Annotated in this window: 21 protein-coding genes; 5 read left to right on the top strand and 16 right to left on the bottom strand. The window is 68.2% G+C overall.

Going from position 1 to position 19,214, the window contains the following annotated elements; translation table 11 throughout:
- Positions 1-16: 16 nt before the first annotated feature.
- From AWC16_RS12265 to pdxH, 12 genes are all read right to left on the bottom strand, one after another.
- On the bottom strand, positions 17-922 hold the full coding sequence (locus AWC16_RS12265) for an SDR family NAD(P)-dependent oxidoreductase (RefSeq protein WP_085265027.1): 906 nt from the start codon (positions 920-922) through the stop codon (positions 17-19).
- The gene (locus tag AWC16_RS12260) at positions 919-1,815 is read right to left on the bottom strand and encodes a metal-dependent hydrolase (RefSeq protein ID WP_085265026.1); all 897 of its coding nucleotides are present in this window, start codon (positions 1,813-1,815) and stop codon (positions 919-921) included. The genes AWC16_RS12265 and AWC16_RS12260 overlap by 4 nt, the downstream gene beginning before the upstream one ends.
- A gap of 33 nt (positions 1,816-1,848) precedes the next feature.
- Complete coding sequence (locus AWC16_RS12255) at positions 1,849-2,739, bottom strand: metal-dependent hydrolase (RefSeq protein ID WP_085265025.1); 891 nt, start codon at positions 2,737-2,739, stop codon at positions 1,849-1,851.
- Positions 2,740-2,889: 150 nt separating this feature from the next.
- The gene (locus tag AWC16_RS12250) at positions 2,890-4,428 is read right to left on the bottom strand and encodes a flavin-containing monooxygenase (RefSeq protein WP_085265024.1); all 1,539 of its coding nucleotides are present in this window, start codon (positions 4,426-4,428) and stop codon (positions 2,890-2,892) included.
- 192 nt (positions 4,429-4,620) lie between these two features.
- On the bottom strand, positions 4,621-5,331 hold the full coding sequence (gene arfC, locus AWC16_RS25090; RefSeq protein WP_234812236.1) for a channel accessory protein ArfC, sunset domain variant: 711 nt from the start codon (positions 5,329-5,331) through the stop codon (positions 4,621-4,623).
- Positions 5,331-5,483 carry a channel accessory protein ArfB gene (arfB, locus tag AWC16_RS24325; RefSeq protein WP_165759212.1) on the bottom strand — a complete coding sequence of 51 codons (153 nt, stop codon included), beginning with the start codon at positions 5,481-5,483 and terminating at the stop codon, positions 5,331-5,333. Before arfB ends, arfC begins: the two co-directional genes overlap by 1 nt.
- 12 nt (positions 5,484-5,495) lie before the next feature.
- Positions 5,496-6,557, bottom strand: a complete 1,062-nt coding sequence (arfA, locus tag AWC16_RS12240) for a channel-forming protein ArfA/OmpATb (RefSeq protein ID WP_234812235.1) — start codon at positions 6,555-6,557, stop codon at positions 5,496-5,498.
- A gap of 125 nt (positions 6,558-6,682) precedes the next feature.
- On the bottom strand, positions 6,683-7,153 hold the full coding sequence (gene arfA / locus AWC16_RS12235; RefSeq protein WP_085265022.1) for a channel-forming protein ArfA/OmpATb: 471 nt from the start codon (positions 7,151-7,153) through the stop codon (positions 6,683-6,685).
- Entirely contained in the window at positions 7,154-7,522 is a 369-nt protein-coding gene (locus tag AWC16_RS12230) for an FKBP-type peptidyl-prolyl cis-trans isomerase (RefSeq protein WP_085265021.1), read from the bottom strand.
- A 5-nt stretch (positions 7,523-7,527) separates the two neighbouring features.
- Positions 7,528-8,826 carry a citrate synthase gene (locus tag AWC16_RS12225; RefSeq protein WP_085265020.1) on the bottom strand — a complete coding sequence of 433 codons (1,299 nt, stop codon included), beginning with the start codon at positions 8,824-8,826 and terminating at the stop codon, positions 7,528-7,530.
- Between the two features lie 112 nt (positions 8,827-8,938).
- Entirely contained in the window at positions 8,939-10,231 is a 1,293-nt protein-coding gene (locus tag AWC16_RS12220; RefSeq protein ID WP_085265019.1) for an MFS transporter, read from the bottom strand.
- 16 nt (positions 10,232-10,247) lie between these two features.
- On the bottom strand, positions 10,248-10,907 hold the full coding sequence (pdxH, locus tag AWC16_RS12215) for a pyridoxamine 5'-phosphate oxidase (RefSeq protein WP_264017236.1): 660 nt from the start codon (positions 10,905-10,907) through the stop codon (positions 10,248-10,250).
- 85 nt (positions 10,908-10,992) lie between these two features.
- Here pdxH and AWC16_RS12210 point away from each other — a divergent pair, with 85 nt between their 5' ends.
- Positions 10,993-12,108, top strand: coding sequence for a citrate synthase 2 (locus tag AWC16_RS12210; protein WP_085265018.1), 1,116 nt, complete (start codon positions 10,993-10,995; stop codon positions 12,106-12,108).
- A gap of 101 nt (positions 12,109-12,209) precedes the next feature.
- Here AWC16_RS12210 and AWC16_RS12205 read toward each other — a convergent pair whose 3' ends face one another.
- Positions 12,210-13,901, bottom strand: a complete 1,692-nt coding sequence (locus tag AWC16_RS12205; protein ID WP_085265048.1) for an FAD-dependent oxidoreductase — start codon at positions 13,899-13,901, stop codon at positions 12,210-12,212.
- 11 nt (positions 13,902-13,912) lie between these two features.
- Entirely contained in the window at positions 13,913-14,947 is a 1,035-nt protein-coding gene (locus tag AWC16_RS12200; RefSeq protein WP_085265017.1) for an AurF N-oxygenase family protein, read from the bottom strand.
- A gap of 187 nt (positions 14,948-15,134) precedes the next feature.
- Here AWC16_RS12200 and serC point away from each other — a divergent pair, with 187 nt between their 5' ends.
- Positions 15,135-16,253, top strand: coding sequence for a phosphoserine transaminase (gene serC / locus AWC16_RS12195; RefSeq protein WP_085265016.1), 1,119 nt, complete (start codon positions 15,135-15,137; stop codon positions 16,251-16,253).
- Positions 16,254-16,468: 215 nt separating this feature from the next.
- A complete protein-coding gene (sepH, locus tag AWC16_RS12190; RefSeq protein WP_085265015.1) occupies positions 16,469-17,245 on the top strand; it encodes a septation protein SepH in 777 nt (258 codons plus the stop codon).
- On the opposite strand, the gene AWC16_RS12185 is transcribed toward sepH, so the two are convergent.
- On the bottom strand, positions 17,236-17,511 hold the full coding sequence (locus AWC16_RS12185) for a DUF2537 domain-containing protein (protein ID WP_085265014.1): 276 nt from the start codon (positions 17,509-17,511) through the stop codon (positions 17,236-17,238). The two genes, sepH and AWC16_RS12185, sit on opposite strands and share 10 nt — an antisense overlap.
- Entirely contained in the window at positions 17,508-18,341 is an 834-nt protein-coding gene (locus AWC16_RS12180; protein ID WP_085265013.1) for a TrmH family RNA methyltransferase, read from the bottom strand. The genes AWC16_RS12185 and AWC16_RS12180 overlap by 4 nt, the downstream gene beginning before the upstream one ends.
- Before the next feature lie 96 nt (positions 18,342-18,437).
- Between AWC16_RS12180 and AWC16_RS12175 the strand changes: the two genes are divergently transcribed.
- Positions 18,438-18,692, top strand: coding sequence for a DUF2530 domain-containing protein (locus AWC16_RS12175; protein ID WP_085265012.1), 255 nt, complete (start codon positions 18,438-18,440; stop codon positions 18,690-18,692).
- Between the two features lie 31 nt (positions 18,693-18,723).
- A complete protein-coding gene (locus tag AWC16_RS12170; protein WP_085265011.1) occupies positions 18,724-19,182 on the top strand; it encodes an SRPBCC family protein in 459 nt (152 codons plus the stop codon).
- The last annotated feature ends 32 nt before the right edge of the window (positions 19,183-19,214 follow it).

Raw genomic sequence — 19,214 nt, 5'->3', positions numbered from 1 at the left:
GCACTTCGCTAGTGCCTCACCGCAACTGTGGTAGGCGTTTTCCGAACCGATCCAAGAACCGTGCGCCGAGTTTCTCCAGCGTCTCCACCGAGAACGGCTGGGCCATGCGTCGATTGACACCGGGTGCGATACGCAGCATGAAGTAGCCCAGCCACGCCTCGGTGCGCACCGGCACGATCGCGAGATCGAACCGCACCGCCCGCACCACGGCTCGGGCGACGAGGTCGGGGCTCATCGGAGCGAACGGGAGGTTTTCGGCGAGTTCTCGCAGCTGCCGGGAGACCGCCATCCCGCGCTGCTTCAGCTCTTCGTCGACGCCGACGGTCACCGAATTCTCGCCGATGCTGGTGTTGATCACTCCCGGACAGATGGCGCTGACCCCGACACCCTTGGGCCCGAGCTCAAGCCGCAGGCATTCGGTCAGCATCTTCACCCCGGCCTTGGACACCGAGTACGGGGCCATCACCGCGGTCGGGGTGAATGCCGCCGCCGAGGCGATGTTGACGATGTGGCCGCTGCCCCGCTCGACCATCTGCGCACCGAACACCCGGCAGCCGTGCACCACACCCATCAGGTTGACGCTGAGCTGACGGTCCCAGTCTGCCGGGCTGAGCTCCAGAAACGGGCCGGCCACCAGCATGCCGGCGTTGTTGACCAGCAGATCGGCGCAGCCGTGTTCGGCCAGCACATCACCGGCGAACGCCTCCCATGCGTCAGGGTCGGTGACGTCGAGTTGTGCCGCCGAGGCCCGGTGCCCGTTGCCGCGGATGGTTGCCGCGGTGGCCGACGCCGCCTCTGCGTCGATATCGGAGACCACCACATGGGCGCCCAGCTCGCCGAGTTTGATCGCCGTGGCGCGTCCGATGCCGCTGCCGGCGCCGGTGACCACCGCCAGCCGCGGCCGGAGTCCGTTGATCTTCACTTGAGGTGACCCACCAGGGCGCCCTGGGTACCGAACAGATCCTCTTGCCACTGCGCAACCAGCTGCGCGGTGTCGACGTCGTCGGGATGGAAGCCAGGCCGCATATAGACGCGCAGGTCTGCCATCAGTCCCTTGACCAGCGGGCCGCGGAATACATCGTAGGTCTGGCGCAGGACTTTGATCGGACGCCAGCCACGCCGATCGGTCAGAATGGACATCATCACCAGCGCCGTGGTGATCGGAATGGTGACCTCGTACATCACGGCCATCACACCGATCCGGATCCACTCCGGGCCACCGACCTCCCGATAGACGTCGAACGCCACCGACTTGTGCTCCAACTCCTCGGTCGCATGCCAGTTGAGCAGATTCCACACTTCGGGATCGCCGGGGATCGCCTGAATCTCCTCGCGCGACAGCACCCGCTCGGCCAACGTCGCCGTGTAGTGCTCCGCAGCGGCCGTCATCGCCAGATGAACGAACCCGGGCGCCCGGTTCTCGATTCGCACGACCGCTCGCTGACGCGCGCTGTCGTGCGGAAAGTTGAAGAGTCGCACCAACGGATATCCCATCGCGATGAGCTTGTCGTTGAGCGCCCGATGTTGCTGGCCGTGGACCGACTCCTGGCCGATGAACGCCGCCACCCGCTTCTTCAACGCCGGATCGGTAACCCGATCGGCGAACCTGCGAACCGACCGGATGAAGGACTCCTCTCCCGGCGGGAACAAGGCCGACAACATTGCGACCAGGTGACTGAACACGATGTCACCCTCAACAAAGTGGTGATTCATCGGTTGCGGTTCCCCGAAGCGGAACTTGATCCGCCGCACCTTGGGGTACGGGAGCGCAGCCGCTGCGGCTTCGGTGACCGTGGTTAACGGATTGACAACCATGTATCTATCTCCTTTGGCCGCGCTGGACGGGGGCTACTTCAGGTGGTCCACCAAAACGCCATCAGCACCGAAAAGCTCACGCCGCCAATGCTCGAGAATCTGCCTGGTATCGATGTCATCGGGGTGGAAGCCCGGCCGCAGGTACTTCGCCAGCTCACGCGTAGCACCCTTGAGCAACGGCCCGCGGAACAGCGCATGCGCTTCGCGGACCAGCCGAAGCGGCTGCCTGCGGGCGTTCGGGTCGCGTGCCAGCGATACCGCCAAGGACGCCACGACGATCGGAAGCGTCAGAGCTCCCAGGACCGCCATCACCTCGATACGAACCCGCTCCGAGCCGCCCATCGCACGGTAGAGGTCGAACGCCACCGATTTGTGCTCGAGTTCTTCCAGCGCATGCCAATTCAGCAGGTTCCACACTTCGGCATCGCCCGGAATTCCCTGGAGTTCGTCGCTGGAAAGTATCCGCTGCGCAAGAACGGCGGTGTAATGCTCCACGGCCGCGGTGAGCGCCAGATGCCGGTAGCGGCCCAGCCGGCGTTCGAGCCGGAGCATTCCCTTCTCCATCGGCTTGGAATCCCACCACGCGATCGGATATCCGAGGGCGACAAGTTTGTCGTTCAGCCGGCGGTGCTCCTGCCCGTGCGTGGATTCCTGGCCGATGAATCCGGCCACCCGCTTCTTCAACGTCGGATCCGAGATCTGATCGGCGAAACGCCGCACCGATCGGATGAACGCCTCCTCGCCCGGCGGAAAACCACCCGACAGTCCCGCCACAAAGTGACTGAACACGATGTCGTCGTCGACGAAATACTTCCCGGACGCCTGACCGTCGCCGAAGTTGAAACGGATCCGCCGTGTCGTGGGATAGCCCGGCTTTGCGCCTGCCGGAGCGACCGCAGCTCCACCGGAATGCCCATCCGCCATGATGCCCGCCTTCGTCAGACGTTCAGTACCTAGTACCGCTTGTACTAGGTACGGTACGCCCGCGGACCGGGGCGCACAAGACCCACCGGAAATGCCCCGATGTTGGACTCCAGGAGCGCGCCGGCTTGCGTCGTCGAAAGGGCTGGGTCGCTAAGCCAGTGCCGTCAGTTCGGTCGGCAGGGAGGCGTCGTCGGCGCCCTCGTAGCGGTAATCGTTCAGCGGGAAATGCTTGTTCCCCCACCACATCTCAAGATGTGTGCTGGGCCGGATCGCGGCAGCGTCGCCCTGATAGTTGACGTAGTAGGTGTTGGAGCCATCGCAGGCCGGCGACAGCCACAGGGTCTTCTTCTCACGGCGCAGACACTTCTGGTAGTAGGCGTCGTGCGCCCGCTGGGTGATCTCCACGCGGGTTGCACCCCGGCGCCGGGCCTCGGCGATCGCGCGCACGGCGTGACGGCTGGTGCACTCGATCATCGCGATATAGGAGCCGGCGGCGAATCCGTATGGCCCGGTGATCACGAAGGCGTTGGGGAACTTCGGCACCGACACTCCCTGGTAGGCCTGGAACCGGTTCTCGTCCCAGAACGCGTTGAGGTCGAGACCGTCGACCCCACGTAGCGGGAACGGCGGCGTGCAGCCCTTCGCCATCACCTTGAACCCGGTGGCGCACACCAGCACATCGATCCCACGGTTGGTGCCGTCTTCGGTCATCACCCCGTCGGGGGTGATCCTGGCGATCGGGTCGGTCACCAATTCGACATTCGGACGGGTGAACGTCGTCAGGTACCGGTTGGACACCGACGGCCGCTTGCAGCCGAAGGCGTAGTCCGGGGTCAGCTCGCGCGCCAGGTCGGGGTGGCCGCGCAGCCACTGGCGGTAGCCGACGGCCCCGCCCCGCTTGATCGCGTTCGCCAGGAACGGCACCCGGTCATGGAACACCCCGATCCCGGTGATCCCGGAATCGATGCCCAGGGTGATCGCGGCACGCAGCGCGCGCCGCACGGCCGGCAGGCGCAGCAGCGCGGTGTTGACCACCGAGGGGATCGGGAAATCCGCCTTGGGCGCCACCCAGATCGGTGTGCGCTGGAAAACGGTGAGCTGCGCGGCGATGTCGGCCAGTTCCGGGATCAGCTGAAGCGCGGTGGCGCCCGTGCCGATGACGGCGATCCGCTTACCCGCGTAGTCGAAGTCGTGGTCCCAGCGGGCGGTGTGCACGATCTTGCCGGCGAAGTCGTCGATTCCGGCGATGTCGGGCATCTGCGGGTTCTCCAGCGCACCCACCGCGCCGATCAGAAACCGGGCGGCCAGCGTCTGGCCGGACCGCAGGCGAACTCGCCACACCTGATCGTCCTCGTCCCAGTCCGCGGAGTCCACCGCGGTGTTCAGCTTGATCCGCGAACGCAGCCCGAAGGAATCGACGACCTGCTCGGCGTACTGCTGAACCTCGGCGCCGGGTGCGAACATGCGCGTCCACTTCTTGGGTGGCGCGTAGGAGAAGCTGTAGTAAATCGACGGGATGTCCACCGCCACACCAGGATAAGTGTTCGCCCACCAGGTTCCACCGATACCGGCGTTCTTGTCGATGATGAGGAAGTCGTCGATGCCGGCCTTGGTCAGCTCCACGGCGGCGCCGATGCCGCCGAAGCCGGCTCCGATGATCAGGACCTCATGGTCAGTGTGTGCAGTCACGATCCGCCTCCGCCGTCAGCGTGGTTCCCGAACACCCTGATGGCATTCGAATATCGCGACCATGTCAAGTGCCGCTGGTTCGGCGTGGACTGCGACCGACCCGCTCAGGCAACCCGGCAACCCACGTTGACCAGTCGGGTTCCGGTGAAATGGTGGGCGCACCGGCAGGGTTTCAACTGCCCCGCCGGGGCGTCACTTCTTCTTGCGCCAGCTGTCCCAACGCGCGAAGCCAGCCGCCGCGGCCGTCTCCTCGTCCTTGAACCAGACTTCGGCGACCGTCGCGTCGTAGGCGGGACTCGCCGGGCCGTGGTAGAGCATCGAGTCCTCGTTGCCCTTGACCGTCCAGCCGGCCGGGCCGCTGCCACCGGGGCCGGCCTTGGTGGATCCGGGACCGTACGGGCCGGGCGGAACCTCCTCGACCGACCCGACCAGACCCGCGGCACCGCCACTCTTCGCCTTGCCCTTGTCCCAGCGGGTGAAGCCGGCCGCCTCGGCGGTCTTCTCCTCCCGGAACCACACCTCGGCGATGGTCTGCCCATACCACGGGCTGTCCAGGGTGTGGTAGAGCATCGAGTCCTCGTTGCCCTTGATCGTCCAGCCGGTCGGGCCGCTGCCGCCCGCGCCCGCCCGCGCCGAGCCCTCGCCGTAAGGCGCTCCGCCGACTGCGATCTCGGTGGTTTCGGCCTCCGAGGGCACCGCGCCGCCGGCCAGCTTCGCTGCCGGGGCCGCCGCGCCCGCAGCGGCGCCCGCGGCCGGGATCGGTGTCGTCGGCGCACTCGCGGCACCGCCCAACGTTGCCGACACCGGCACCTCGCGTCTGACCCGCCGGACGGTGAACGCGAAGGTCAACAGCAGACCCAGCAGAAATGACAGACCCATCAACCAGCAATTGGCGCCGTGCATCAGTGAGCTCCTATCTCACGCGAGCCGGGCAGGGCCGCGATGGCTTCTTCCCTGCTGGTGCGGCGGATCGACACAATCGTGAGCAACCAGGCGACTGCCGACCCCGCCGCGAACGCCAGCAGATACCACAGCCAGTGAATGACAAAATCCATCGAAGACTCTCCTTAGCTAACGGTGATCGCGACGCGACGGTTTTGGGCGCGGCCATCCGGTGTCGCGTTGCTGGCGACCGGGTCGGCCGATCCGAACCCCTTGGACGTGACGTTGTCCGCGGACACGCCCTGCGCCACCAGGAAGTCGGCGACCGACTTGGCCCGGCTGGCGCTCAGCGGCACGTTGATGCCGTCGTTGCCGGTGTTGTCGGTGTAGCCGTTGACCGCCACGCGGGCGCTGCTGCAGCCTTTCAACTTCTCCGCCACCTGCCTCAGTTGCTGCTGAGTGCCCGCCGACAAGGTGTAGCCGTTGGTCACGAACGTGACCGGTGTGCTCATCAGGGCGGAGATGTCGGCCTGCAGGTTGCCGCAGTCACCGGCCGGGCTCGGCGCCGCGGAAGCGCTGGGGGCCGCCGCGGTCGGAGACGGCTCCTGGGTTGCGCTCGGAGCCTCGGATGCGCTCGGCTCCGCGCTGGCGCTCGGTGCCGTGGTGGCGTCCTCGTCAACCAGAATGTTGCTGGACAGCTTGAGGTTCGGCCACGCCAGCTTGGCGGCTGCCTCGACGGCGGACTTGACGGCGTCGGACGCCGCGGTGCCCATCAGCGAGACGGTGTCGCCGACGATCTTGAACTTGAAGTCCGGCATGGACACCGCGGCCTTGAACACCGAGGTCAGGCTGGAGAGGTCGGGCGCGCTGATGCCGGGCTTGATGTTGATGTTGTCGACCAGTTGCACGCCGCTGCCGAACAGTCCCTTGAGCATGTCGAGCAGTCCGGTCCGCGCACTGATGTCGGGCAGATCGCCGTTGAGGGTGATCACGTTGCCGTTGCGCAGAATCGACAGCGGGGCGAACGACACTCCCGGCAGGTTCACGTCGGGTACCGACAGCGACGGCGCCGCGACGCTGGGGCCGTTGATGTCGAGCTTGGAGCGATCTGTCACCCCCTGACCGATCAGCGCGAGCAGCAACGGAATCGCCGCCAAGGCCAAGAGCCAGCCGAAGCCGGGAGGCCGGCGGTAAAACCGCGATACCCGTCGCCAGCCAGTCACAGTCCGGCTTTCGGAGCCTGGCATGGATCCTCCTTGAAGATCGAAAAACACCCGAGTGTCCAGGAACATCGCGAGTGTATGGGGCTTCGATTAGTTAATGGGGGTGTTCAGTCGATTTAGGTGGACTTTTCCCCGCTCCAGGAACTGCCCTAGGAGTTGACCGCAACCTCGTTGACGACGTGGGCTCGCGGCCAGGCATCCTCGGCCGCGGCTTGCACGGCGGCCGACTCGTCCTGATTCGCCGCGGTACCGCCCAGCGTCACGGTGTCGCCGGAGACCAGCAACGTGAAATCATCCAGCCCGGCGGCCGCTTCGAACACCGGTGCGGCGGCGGCGAACTCGGGTGTCTGCGCTCCGGGCACCACCCCGAGGCGGTCGATCACGGTGACATCCTCGCTGGAGGTGATCACCGCGTCCAACAGCGCTCGTCTGGCCGCCGGATCGGCCACGTCGCCGGCCACGGTGATCTCGCTGCCATGGCGGATGACCGATACGGGTGCCGGGACCGCGGGGCCCGCGCCGGGTTCAGCGCCTTCGTGGTGCGCGCGGCCCAGCAGGCCGTAACCGATGGCACCGAGCAGCACCGCGGCCAGCGCCGCCCCGATCAGCCGGGCACGCACTCAGCGGGTGCCGAGCAGGTCGATCACGAAGACCAAGGTCTTGCCCGCCAACGGATGCCCGGTGCCGGCCGGCCCGTAGGCCAGCTCGGGCGGGATCACCAGTTGACGCCGGCCGCCCACCTTCATCCCCGGGATGCCGTCCTGCCAGCCGGCGATGAGCCCGTCCAGCGGAAACTCCAGGGATTCGCCGCGGTTCCAGGAACTGTCGAACTCTGCGCCGCTGTCGTAGTCGACGCCGAGGTAGTGCACGTTGACGACCGCCCCCGGGGCGGCCTCCGCACCTTCCCCGACGACGATGTCCTCGATGACCAGCTCAGCCGGGGCCGGGCCGGTCGGGACGGTGATCTGGGGCTTGGCCGAGTTCGTCACGGTGGCTACCGACCGCCGATGCCGACGTAGTCGCGTTCGGTGTAGCCGGTGTAGATCTGGCGGGGCCGGCCGATCTTGCTGTCGCCCTCGTCGTGCATCTCGCGCCAGTGCGCGATCCAGCCGGGCAACCGGCCGAGCGCGAACAACACGGTGAACATCTGGGCCGGGAAGCCGATCGCCCGGTAGATCAGTCCGGTGTAGAAGTCGACGTTCGGGTAGAGCTTGCGCTCGATGAAGTAGTCATCGGTCAGCGCGGCCTCTTCGAGGTCCTTGGCGATGTTGAGCAGCTCGTCATCGCCGCCGAGCTTGCCCAGGATCTTGTCGGCCTGCTCCTTGACGATGCGCGCCCGCGGGTCGTAGTTCTTGTAGACCCGGTGGCCGAAGCCCATCAGCTTGACGCCGTCTTCGCGGTCCTTGACCTTGCGGACGAAGTCGGAGACATTGCCCTGCTGGTCGTCGCGGATCTGCTCCAGCATCTCCAGCACCGCCTGGTTGGCGCCACCGTGCAGCGGGCCCCACAACGCGTTGATGCCGCCGGAGATCGAGGTGAACAGGTTGGCCCGCGAGGAGCCCACCAGCCGCACCGTCGACGTCGAGCAGTTCTGCTCGTGGTCGGCGTGCAGGATGAACAGCATGTCCAGGGCCCGAACGACCTCGGGGTCGGCCTCGTAGGGCTCGGCAGGCAGGCCGAACGTCATCCGCAGGAAGTTCTCCACCAGGCTCAGCGAGTTGTCCGGGTACAGGAACGGCTGGCCGGCCGACTTCTTGTAGGCGTAGGCGGCGATGGTGGGCAGCTTGCCCAGCAGCCGGATGGTCGACAGCTCCACCTGGTCGTTGTCCGACGGGTCCAGCGAGTCCTGGTAGTAGGCGCTGAGCGCGTTGACCACACTGGACAGCACCGGCATCGGGTGGGCGTTGCGCGGGAAGCCGTCGAAGAACCGCTTCAGGTCCTCGTGCAGCATGGTGTGCCGCTGGATCCGGCCGGTGAACTCGGCCAGCTTCTCGGCGGTGGGCAGCTCGCCGTAGATCAGCAGGTAACTGACCTCGATGAAGGTCGACTTCTCGGCCAGCTGCTCGATCGGGTAGCCGCGGTAGCGCAGGATGCCGGCGTCGCCGTCGATGTAGGTGATGGCGCTCTTGACCGGCGAGGTGTTGGCGTAGCCGTTGTCGAACGTGGTGAAGCCGGTCTTCGCGAGCAGCGAACCGATGGCCAGGCCGTCGGACCCCTCGGTGGCTTTCACGATTGGCAGCTCTAGCTCGCCGCCCGGATACCGGAGAGTGGCGGAGTCGTCGGTTGCGGCCACAAGGAACCCCTTTGCGCTATTCGGCTGACCAGATTGGGTTGGGTGTACACGGCGTGTACTAGAAAAGGTAGTCGGTTCGGGACCGGCGTGCCCGCCCGGGGGCGGGTATCTCCTATCGGCCATCCGGCGGCGACGGTCGCCGAACACCGTCGGGTCGGCGGTAGCCGAGGAACGCGGGCACCGCCAGCGCCGCGAACACCACCCCGACCACCACCAATACCCCGCCGCCGGCCGCCGCCACGGCCGTCCCCACCGCCGCGCCGGCCGCGCCGTGCACCGCGTCGGCAAGCCGCGGACCACCGGCGACGATCACGGTGAACACCCCCTGCAGGCGGCCCCGGACCTCGTCGGAGGCGACCTGCTGCAGCATCGTCGACCGGAACGCCGCCGACACCATGTCCGCGGCACCACCGACCGCCAGGAACGCCAGCGCCACCCACAGCGCCAGACCGGCGTGCCCGTCCCCGCGAGCGACCGCGACCCCGAACCCGATCATGGCCACGCCCCAGACCACGATCGCGACCACGATCGCCAGCCCCTGGCGGCTGATCCTCGGCAGCCAACCCGAGAACACCCCGCCGAGCACCGCCCCGGCCGACATCGCGGCGGCCAGCAATGCCACGGTGGTGCCGCCCTCGACCGGCCCGCCGAAGTCCGCGGTGGCGATCTGCGGGAACAGCGCCCTCGGCAGGCCCAAGACCATCGCGATCAGGTCCACCACGAACGACATCAGCACCACGGTGTTGCCGGCCAGGTAGCGGAAGCCGTCCAGCACCGCCGCGACACCCCAGCCGGACGAGTCTGCCGTCTCGGTCGGCGGCATCGGGGCCAGCCGCAGCGTCGCCCAGATCGGCACCAGGCACGTCGCCGCGTCGATCAGGTACAGGGTGGACAGGTCCACCCAGCCGAGCAGCAGTCCCGCCAGCAACGGCCCGACGATCGCGCCGAACTGCATCACGGTCATGTTCAGCGAGTTGGCGGCCGGCAGATCGCCACCGGCCACCAACCGCGGTATCGCCGCGGATCTGGTCGGGGCATTGACCGCATAGAACCCCTGCTGAACGGCCAGCAGGCCCAGCACCACCCAGACGTTCTCCAGTGCCGCGGCGGCCTGGATCCACAACAGCAGCGAGGCCACCGCCAGCCCGCAGGAGGCGATGATCAGCAGCTTGCGGCGGTCCATCGCGTCAGCCCAGGCGCCGCCGAGCAGACCGAAGACGATCAGCGGGACCAGGGCGAAGAGCCCGGCCAGCCCGACATAGGCCGAGCTTCGGGTCAGCGCGTAGATCTGCACCGGCACCGCGAAGATGGTCAGGTTCGCCCCGATCACGGTCGGGATCCCGGCCACCCACAACCGCCGGAAATCGGGGCTGCGCAGCGGGGTGGTGTCGGCGAAGATTCTCACCGGTGCAGCACCGAGCTCACGGCTGCAGCCGCTCCACCCGCCCGCCGGTCACTCGAATCCGGTTGTGCAACCGGCCTTCCCGACCCTGCCAGAACTCCACCACCTCGGGAGCGATCCGATAACCGCGCCAGTTCGACGGCGCCGGGATCGACTCGGCGCCGTCGTACCGGGCGGTCACCGCGTCCAGCTGCTCCAGCAGCGCGGCCCGCGACGCGATCGGCTCGGACTGCTGCGAGGCGCAGAAACCCAACTGGGACGCCCGCGGACGGTGCAGCCAGTACTCAGCGCTGATCGACTCGTCGAGCATGGTGACCGGTCCGCGGATGTGGACCTGTCGGCCCAGCTGGTACCAGGGGAACGTCGCCGACGCGTACGGCGTCGCGGCCAGCTCGGCGGCCTTGGCGGAGTCGGAGTCGGTGAAGAAGGTGACGCCGTCCTCGTCGAGGTTCTTGCACAGTACCGAGCGGCTGACCGGTCGGCCGGCCTGCACCGTCGCCAGCACCATGGCGTTGGGCTCGGAGATCCCGGCGCGTTCGGCGTCTCCGATCCAGTTGCGCAGCAAAACCTCCCAGCCGGCCTCGAGCCAGTCCGCGTCGAGGTCGCCGCTGTTGTCCTTCTCCCGATATTCCACTCGCATCGCCGCCAGGTGCTCGTTGTCTGGGCCCGTCCTGTGCACCGCCCAACGCTACGCCCCGGCGCACTCCAGCCGGTGTTACCGGCCGGTAGCAACCGCCGGGAGCCCAGGTGGAAGAATCGCCTGCATGACTGCTGCGGTCCCGGAGAACTTCGTCGCCGGCCTGGAGGGCACGGTGGCCTTCACCACCGAAATCGCCGAACCGGACAAGGACGGCGGCTCGCTGCGCTACCGCGGCGTCGACATCGAGGATCTGGCCGGCAAGGTCACCTTCGGCGACGTGTGGGCGCTGCTGGTCGACGGCGACTTCAACCGTCCGCTGGCGCCCGCCGAGCCGCTGGAGCTGTCGGTGCGCACCGGCGATGTCCGCGTCGACGCCCAGGCCGCGGTGGCGATGCTGGCCCCGCAGTGGGGCTTTGCGCCGCTACTGGACACCGACGACGCCACGGCGCGCGACCAGCTGGCCCGCGCGTCGGTGATGGTGCTGTCCTACGTCGCCCAGTCGGCTCGCGGTCAGGCGGCCGCGGTGTCCCAGCAGACGATCGACAACTGCGCCACCATCACCGAGCGGTTCATGACCCGCTGGCGCGGTGAGCCCGACCCGCGCCACGTCGAGGCGATCGACGCCTACTGGGTGTCGGCGGCCGAGCACGGGATGAACGCCTCGACCTTCACCGCCCGGGTGATCGCCTCCACCGGCGCCGACGTCGGCGCGGCGCTGTCCGGCGCGATCGGTGCGATGAGCGGCCCGCTGCACGGCGGCGCCCCGGCCCGGGTGATCCCGATGGTCGCGGAGGCCGAACGCTCCGGCGACGCCCGCGCCGTGGTCAAGGGCATCTTGGACCGCGGCGAGAAGCTGATGGGCTTCGGGCACCGGGTGTACCGCGCCGAGGACCCGCGCGCCCGGGTGCTGCGGGCCACCGCCAAGCGGCTGGCCGCGCCCCGTTACGAGGTGGCCGCGGAGCTGGAGCAGGCGGCGCTGGCCGAGCTTCGTGAGCGTCGCCCGGACCGGGCCATCGAGACCAATGTGGAGTTCTGGGCGGCGGTGATCCTGGACTTCGCCGAGGTGCCCCCGGCGATGATGCCGGCGATGTTCACCTGCGGACGCACCGCGGGCTGGTGTGCCCACATCATGGAGCAGAAGCGGCTGGGCAAGCTGGTGCGTCCGTCGGCGATCTATGTCGGCCCGGGGCCGCGCAGCGCGGAGGCCGTGGCGGGCTGGGAGCGGCTCACCAAGGGCTGATCCGCCCTGCGCCGCCGTGCGCCGAACGTGTTGTCAGACCGACTTTTCCGATTTTTCGCGCTGAGTACACGTTCGACGAGCCATACCTCAGGTCTGCGCGGTTAACGACCTCGCAGTGCGCTGAGCAGGTTCTGCAGCAGCGGCACGTCGGAGTGGTCCTTCACCTCGTCGAGCATGTCCGCAACCCGGGTGAACTTCACCCGCGGCCGGTCCTGCGCTTCGCCGCGAGCGATCTCGGCCTTGTCGATGGCCTTCCAGCCGGCCGCGTCGATGACATCGGGCTGATGGGCGTGCACCATCCGCGCCACCGCGCGAGGCCCGCCGACCGGTTCGCTCAGCAGGCCGGCGTTGTAGTCCGCGGCCAGGGTCTGGATCGTCTTGAGCGAGTCGGATTTGTTGGTGCCGATGAAGCCGTTGGTGCCGCGCTTGATCCAGCCCGACACGTACGCTCCCGGCACTCGCTGTCCGGTCGCCGGGTCGATGACGCGGCCTTCGTCATTCGGCACCACGCCGGCGGCCTCGTCGAACGGCAGGTCGGCGACCGGGGTGCCGTGGTAGCCGATCGAGGTCAGCACCAGACCGGCGTCGATCCGGCGCTGCTGATCGGTCCCGGTCACGCTGAACTCGACCGCGGTGGCCCGCTTTTCACCGAGGACCCGCACCGGGGTCAGTTCGTAGGCGAACCGGATCCGGGGGCGGGTGATCGGCGCCGCCGCATCGCCCAGCTTGGCCAGGACCTCCAGTTTCTGCCGGGTGAGATTGTCCTCCGCGGTCGCCAGGTCATTGCGGACCCGGGCGTGATCCTCGGCGTCGAGCACCACCTCGGAAGTCTGGGTCAGGCCCACCAGTTCCGGCAGGGTGAACGCAGAGGCGACCGGTCCGCGCCGGGCAACGATCACCACCTCCTGGACCGCCGAGTCCCGCAGCGCCGCCAGTGCGTTGTCGGCGATGTCGGTGCGGGCCAGTTTGTCCGGATCTGAGGTGAGGATGCGCGCCACGTCCAGGGCCACGTTGCCGTTGCCGACGATCACCACACGCTCATGGCTGAGATCGACTGGCAGGTCGGTGAATTCGGGGTGGCCGTTGTACCAGCCGACGATCTCGGTCGCGGTGCCCGTTCCGGGCAGTCCCATGCCGTCGATCTCCAGTCGCCGATCGTGCAGCGCACCGGAGGCGTAGAGCACCGCGTGGTGCAGCTCCAGCAGGTCGGTGTGGCGCAGATGCTTGCCCACCTCGACGTTGAGGAAGAACTGGAAGCCCCTGCGCGCCGCGACCTCATCGAACAGCCGGGTGGCCAGCTTGGTGCGCTGATGGTCCGGCGCGACGCCGGCACGTACCAAACCATAAGGGGTGGGCAATTTTTCGAACATATTGACCAGCACACCCGGCTGCGTCAGCAGCTCGTCGGCGGCGTACATGGCCGCCGGGCCGGAGCCGACGATCGCCACCGTCAGCGGGTGCTTGCCGCGCTTGTGCACCTCGGCGGCCGGCAGCACGGGGGCCAGCTTGGACGTCGGCGGCAGCTTCACCCCCTCCGGCCGCTCCGGGTAGTAGGACCGGTTGATCTCCACGAAAGGCAGCTGTTCGGCCGCAACCTTGGTGTGCGGAACGATCGCGCCCACCGGGCAGGCCCGCACGCAGGCGCCGCAGTCCACACAGGCATCCGGGTCGATATAGAGCATCTCCGACGTGGCGAAGTCGGGCTCATCCGGCGTCGGGTGGATGCAGTTGACCGGACAGGCGAAGACACAGGACGCGTCGTTACAACACGCCTGGGTGATAACGTGCGGCATCTGGCGGTGGGTCAGGCAGCCGCGACCGGCGCCAGGTGCGCGCGCTGCGGCTGGCTGCGGAACCGGGACGGGGCGCCGTGGATCCGGCAGATCCGCCACACCAGCTTGGCGACCGGGTTCATCAGGCCGGTGTCGTGGCACAGCATCCGGACGTCGCCGAACATGTCCTGCAGCATCTGCCGGGCTTCCAGCGAGCCGAAGAAGATCTCCTTGCGCACCTCACGCGGAATGTCGAACTCGCGCCAGAACGCCTTGGGCGGCACCACGATCGCCGAGCACAGGATCCGCATCACGATCGGCACGTAGATCGACAGCCAGAACCGCTTGCGGCGCGCCAGGTCCGGGATGCGCTTGTGCAGGTACTCATGCGCGAACGAGATGTGCCGCGCCTCCTCGGCCACGTGGATGGCCATCACCCGCTCCATGATCGGGTGCAGGGTCTTGCCCTCCCGCAGGATGCTCTTCTGGATGTGGTCGATGGGCTCCTCACCGGCGAGGATGCCGAACCAGAACGGGATCGGCAGCGGGCCGGCGACCAGCGGGATGAACGGCTGCACCCACTTGAGCAACCGCGGCATACCGGGCACATCGGCACCGATGTGGTTCACCATCTCCTGGAACATCATGGTGTGGTTGCACTCTTCGACCGCCTCGTGCAGGCAGTAGCGGTACTCCGGGGAGCCGTTGGGCACCCAGAACGCGTACTCCATCAGGCCACGGATCAGGATGGACTCGAAGTGCAGCCCGACCTTGGCGACGTTGGCCTGGCGCCACATGCCGATCTTGATCTGGACGTCTTCGGGCTGGGACTGGTACCACCAGTGCCGCCCGATCGGGTCGGTGCCCGGCAGAATCCAGCGCGGGTCGTTGTCGGTGACCTTGAACTCGGGGCTGTCCCAGTCGATGTCGGTGTACGGGTTGAAATTCCGTCGCACCGAGCCTTCCGACAGGGTGTTGAGCATGTCGACGTACTTGGTGTCGTCGGCCACTTCCATGTTGGCTCGCCACCGACGCACGATGCGGGTTCGGGCTGTTTTCTGAGCCATTTGGGGACACCTCCACCAGACGTTTACATTTACCAGCGTTATGTATAACGGTACCGCAGGTATCGGCTACCCGTCCAGGCTCGGATCCCACACTGTGGGCGTGACAGGTGTCGAGTCATTCGGGTGACGCACATCACAATAAACCTGCCCTGCGAGGCAGCTGGGGCCGCTGTCTACGCTAGGCACCATGGCTGAGCAGCTCACAATCCCGGACACCATCAAGCCCGCCGACGGCCGGTTCGGCTGCGGGCCCTCCAAGGTGCGTCCGGAGCAGTTGAACGCGCTGGTCACCACGGCAGCGCCGCTGTTCGGCACGTCGCACCGGCAAGCGCCGGTCAAAGACCTGGTCGGCCGTGTCCGCAGCGGGTTGCGGGAGCTGTTCTCCGCACCCGACGGCTACGAGGTGGTGCTGGGCAACGGCGGGTCCACGGCGTTCTGGGACGCGGCGGCGTTCGGGTTGGTCGACAAGCGCTCCCTGCACCTGACCTACGGCGAGTTCAGCGCCAAGTTCGCCTCGGCGGTGGCCAAGAACCCGTTCGTGGGCGACCCGATCATCATCAAGGCCGATGCGGGCAGTGCCCCCGAGCCGCAGTCCGACCCGTCCGTCGACGTGATCGCCTGGGCACACAACGAGACCTCGACCGGGGTGGCGGTGCCGGTGCGCCGGCCCAGCGGCGCCGGTGACGCGCTGGTCGTGATCGATGCGACGTCCGGAGCCGGCGGTCTGCCGGTCGACATCACCGAGACCGACGCCTACTACTTCGCGCCGCAGAAGAACTTCGCCTCCGACGGCGGACTGTGGCTGGCCATCATGAGCCCGGCCGCGCTCGCCCGCATCGAGGCGATCGCCGCCTCCGGCCGCTGGGTGCCGGAGTTCCTGTCGCTGCCGATCGCGGTGGACAACAGCTCCAAGAACCAGACCTACAACACGCCGGCGATCGCCACCCTGGCGCTGCTGGCCGAGCAGCTGGACTGGTTGCTGGGCAACGGCGGGCTGGACTGGGCGGTCAAGCGCACCGCGGATTCGGCGCAGCGGCTGTACTCCTGGGCCGAGTCCCGGCCGTTCACCACGCCGTTCGTCGCCGACCCGGCGCTGCGGTCGCAGGTGGTGGGCACCATCGACTTCACCGACGAGGTGGACGCGGCGGCGGTGGCCAAGGTGCTTCGGGCCAACGGCATCGTCGACACCGAGCCCTACCGCAAGCTGGGCCGCAACCAGCTGCGGGTCGCGATGTTCCCGGCGGTGGAGCCCGACGACGTGAGCGCGCTGACACAGTGCGTGGACTGGGTCGTCGAGCGGCTCTGAACCGCCGTGCCCATGCGGCGGTCCCAGCTTCACCTCTCCTCCGTCGAGCCTCGCTGAACCGCCGTGCCCATGCGGCGGTCCCAGCTTCGCCTCTCCTCCGTCGAGCCTCGCTGAACCGCCGTAATCGGATCGTTATAACGCCCGCGTGTCACCGCGGGCCGGGCTCCCGACTGGACTAGAGTCCGCACCTAACCGGGCCTTCGCAAGGAGAAGTCATGCGGGAATTCAGAGCCATAGGCCTCGACGTCGACGGCAAGCACATCATCTGCGAAAGCGCCGGTGACGAGGACGAAAGCACCGACATGTTCCGGCTGCGCATCGACGACCGGCTGCGTGGCGCGGTACGCGGCGAAGGCCACCGAGTCGGCCAGGCCCCGGCCGACATGGGCAGCAGCATGCTGCGACCCAAGGACATCCAGGCGCGAATCCGCGCCGGCGCATCGGTCGAACAGGTGGCCGCCGCGGCCGGTGTGGACGTCTCCCGGGTGGAACGCTTCGCCCACCCGGTGCTGCTGGAGCGGTCCCGGGCCGCGGAACTGGCGACCGCCGCCCACCCGGTGCTCTCCGACGGCCCGGCGGTACCGACGCTGCTGGAGGTTGTCACCTCCGCCCTGGTTGCTCGGGGGCTCGGCGCCGACAACAGCAGCTGGGACGCCTGGCGCAACGACGACGGGCGCTGGACGGTGCAGCTGGCCTGGAAGGCCGGGCGCTCCGACAACGTCGCCCACTTCCGGTTCGCACCCGGCGCGCACGGCGGGACGGTGACCGCCGTCGACGACGCGGCCATGGAGTTGATCGACCCGAACTTCGACCGCCCGCTCCGGCCGGTCGCCGCGGTCGCCGAACTGGACTTCGAGGAGCCGGCCGCCCCGCCCGCAGTCGAGGAGGAGCCGGTCCAGCAGCGTTCGGGGACCCGCGCCCGCCGCAGCAAGCCGCCGGTTCCGGGGTGGGAGGACGTCCTGCTCGGGGTGCGTTCGACCGGTCAGCGCTGAGCGGCCAGCGCCAGCAGCACCAGCCACGCCCCCACCACGCCGATTCCGGCGCCCAACGCCAACCACCGCAGTACCTGCGTGTGCCGCCAGCCCCACGCCGTGGGCGCCAGCCCGCCCACCGCGATCAGGTTGAGCACGACCGCCACCGCGGGGTGGACCCGCATCAGCCCCAGGGTCAGCACCGTGATGGCGGTCCCGGTCACTCCCGCGACAAACCCCGCGACCGTCAAACCCGTTGCCCACGGCGTGCTTTGGGTGGGTGTCATTCCGGCAGCCTAATGCGCTCGTAGAACGCCAGCGCGGCGGCGGTCGCTACGTTGAGCGAGTCGGTGCCCCGCGACATCGGGATGCGGACTCGCATGTCACTGGCGCGCATCGCGGTCTCCGACAAGCCCGGCCCCTCCGCGCCGACCAGCACCGCCACCGGCTCGTCGCGTACCGACGCCAGGGCGCTCGACAACATCTGGGCCTGCGGGTCCGGCGTCATAGCCAGCAGCCGAAATCCGCGCTCGCGCAGCATCACCAGGTCCCCGGGCCAGTCCGCCGAACGGGCGAACGGCACCAGCAGGGCATGGCCCATCGAGACCCGCACCGCACGCCGGTAGAGCGGGTCGGCGCAGCCGCTGCCGAAAACCACCGCGTCCACGCCCAGCCCGGCGCCGTTACGGAAGATCGAGCCGAGGTTCTCGTGATCGTTGACGCCCTCGAGCACCGCGATCGTCCGGGCGCCGGCGACCACCTCGGCCACCGCCGGCTCCGGCACCCGTGACGCCGCGGCCAGCACGCCGCGGTTGAGGTGAAACCCCACCACCTCGGCCATCACCTCGGCGGACACCCGGTAGTAGGGAACGTCCGGCGCGTCATGCGCGGCCAGGTCGGGCGTCAACTCCGTCAGCCGGCGGTCGGTGCCCAACAGCGCCCGCGGCGTGAAGCGGGAGGCCAGCATCCGCTGCACCACCAGCACCCCTTCGGCGATCACCAGACCCTTGCCGGTGGGCAGGTCCGGGCGGCGATCGATGCTGTTCAGGTCGCGGAAGTCATCCAAGCGGGAATCGCGCGGGTCGTCGATGTCGACGACGTCGAGGACCCTGGCCATTGCGGGAACCTTACCGGCGGTTCAGCGAGGCTCGACGGAGGAGAGGGGAAGCTGGGACTGCCGCACGAGCCCGGCGAGGCGCTAACGTCAACGGCGATGATCCCTCAGACGCCCGAACCCCCGCCGCTGCCGACCGCCCTGGTACGGGTCTGGCCCGTGATCGGTGCCGGGATCGCCGGCTTCGGCTGTGCAACCGTCGCCGCGTTCGCGGTGCCCGCCCTTGAGTCGTGGCGTCCGGTGAGCCTGGCGGGACTGGGCGTCGGCGTGCTGGGCACCACGATCTTCCTGGTGCAGCGCAGCGGGGCGCGGCGCGGCGCCCGCGGTGCCCAAACCGGAGTGGAACTCGAATAGAGTTTGCAGAGGCGATAAGAGGAGGAATGCGATGGCAGCCCCGCTGTTGAAGGCAGAGATCGACATCAACGCACCGGTGGACAAGGTCTGGAGCCTGATCTCCGACTTCAAGCGGATGCCGGAGTGGAGCCCTCAGTGTCGGTTCATGAAGCCGCTGGGTGCGGTGCGCCCGGGCACCCGCACGATCAACTTCAACCGGCGCGGCCGGATGTTCTGGCCCACCAGCTCGGTCATCACCGAGTTCGTCCCGGAGCGCAAGCTTGCTTTCCGGGTCAGCGAGAACCGCAGCGTGTGGAGCTATGAACTGGAACCGACTGCCAACGGCACCCGGGTCGTCGAGAGCCGGCAGGTCGAGAACGGCGAAACCACCGCGGTGTCGGCGTTTTTGGTGGGCAAGTTCATGGGCGGGACGCCCAGCTTCGAGCAGGAGCTGGTCGACGGTATGAATGCCTCGCTGAGCAGGATCAAGGCAGCCGCCGAGAACGGCTGACGCCTCGTTGGCGGCGGAGTAAGGTCCCTCGC

Origin of the sequence: Mycolicibacter longobardus, from assembly GCF_002102265.1 — a bacterium.
In the GTDB taxonomy this organism is placed as follows: domain Bacteria; phylum Actinomycetota; class Actinomycetes; order Mycobacteriales; family Mycobacteriaceae; genus Mycobacterium; species Mycobacterium longobardum.
The sequence above is the reverse complement of the archived record's forward strand: the minus strand, read 5'-3'. Positions and strand labels throughout refer to the sequence as shown.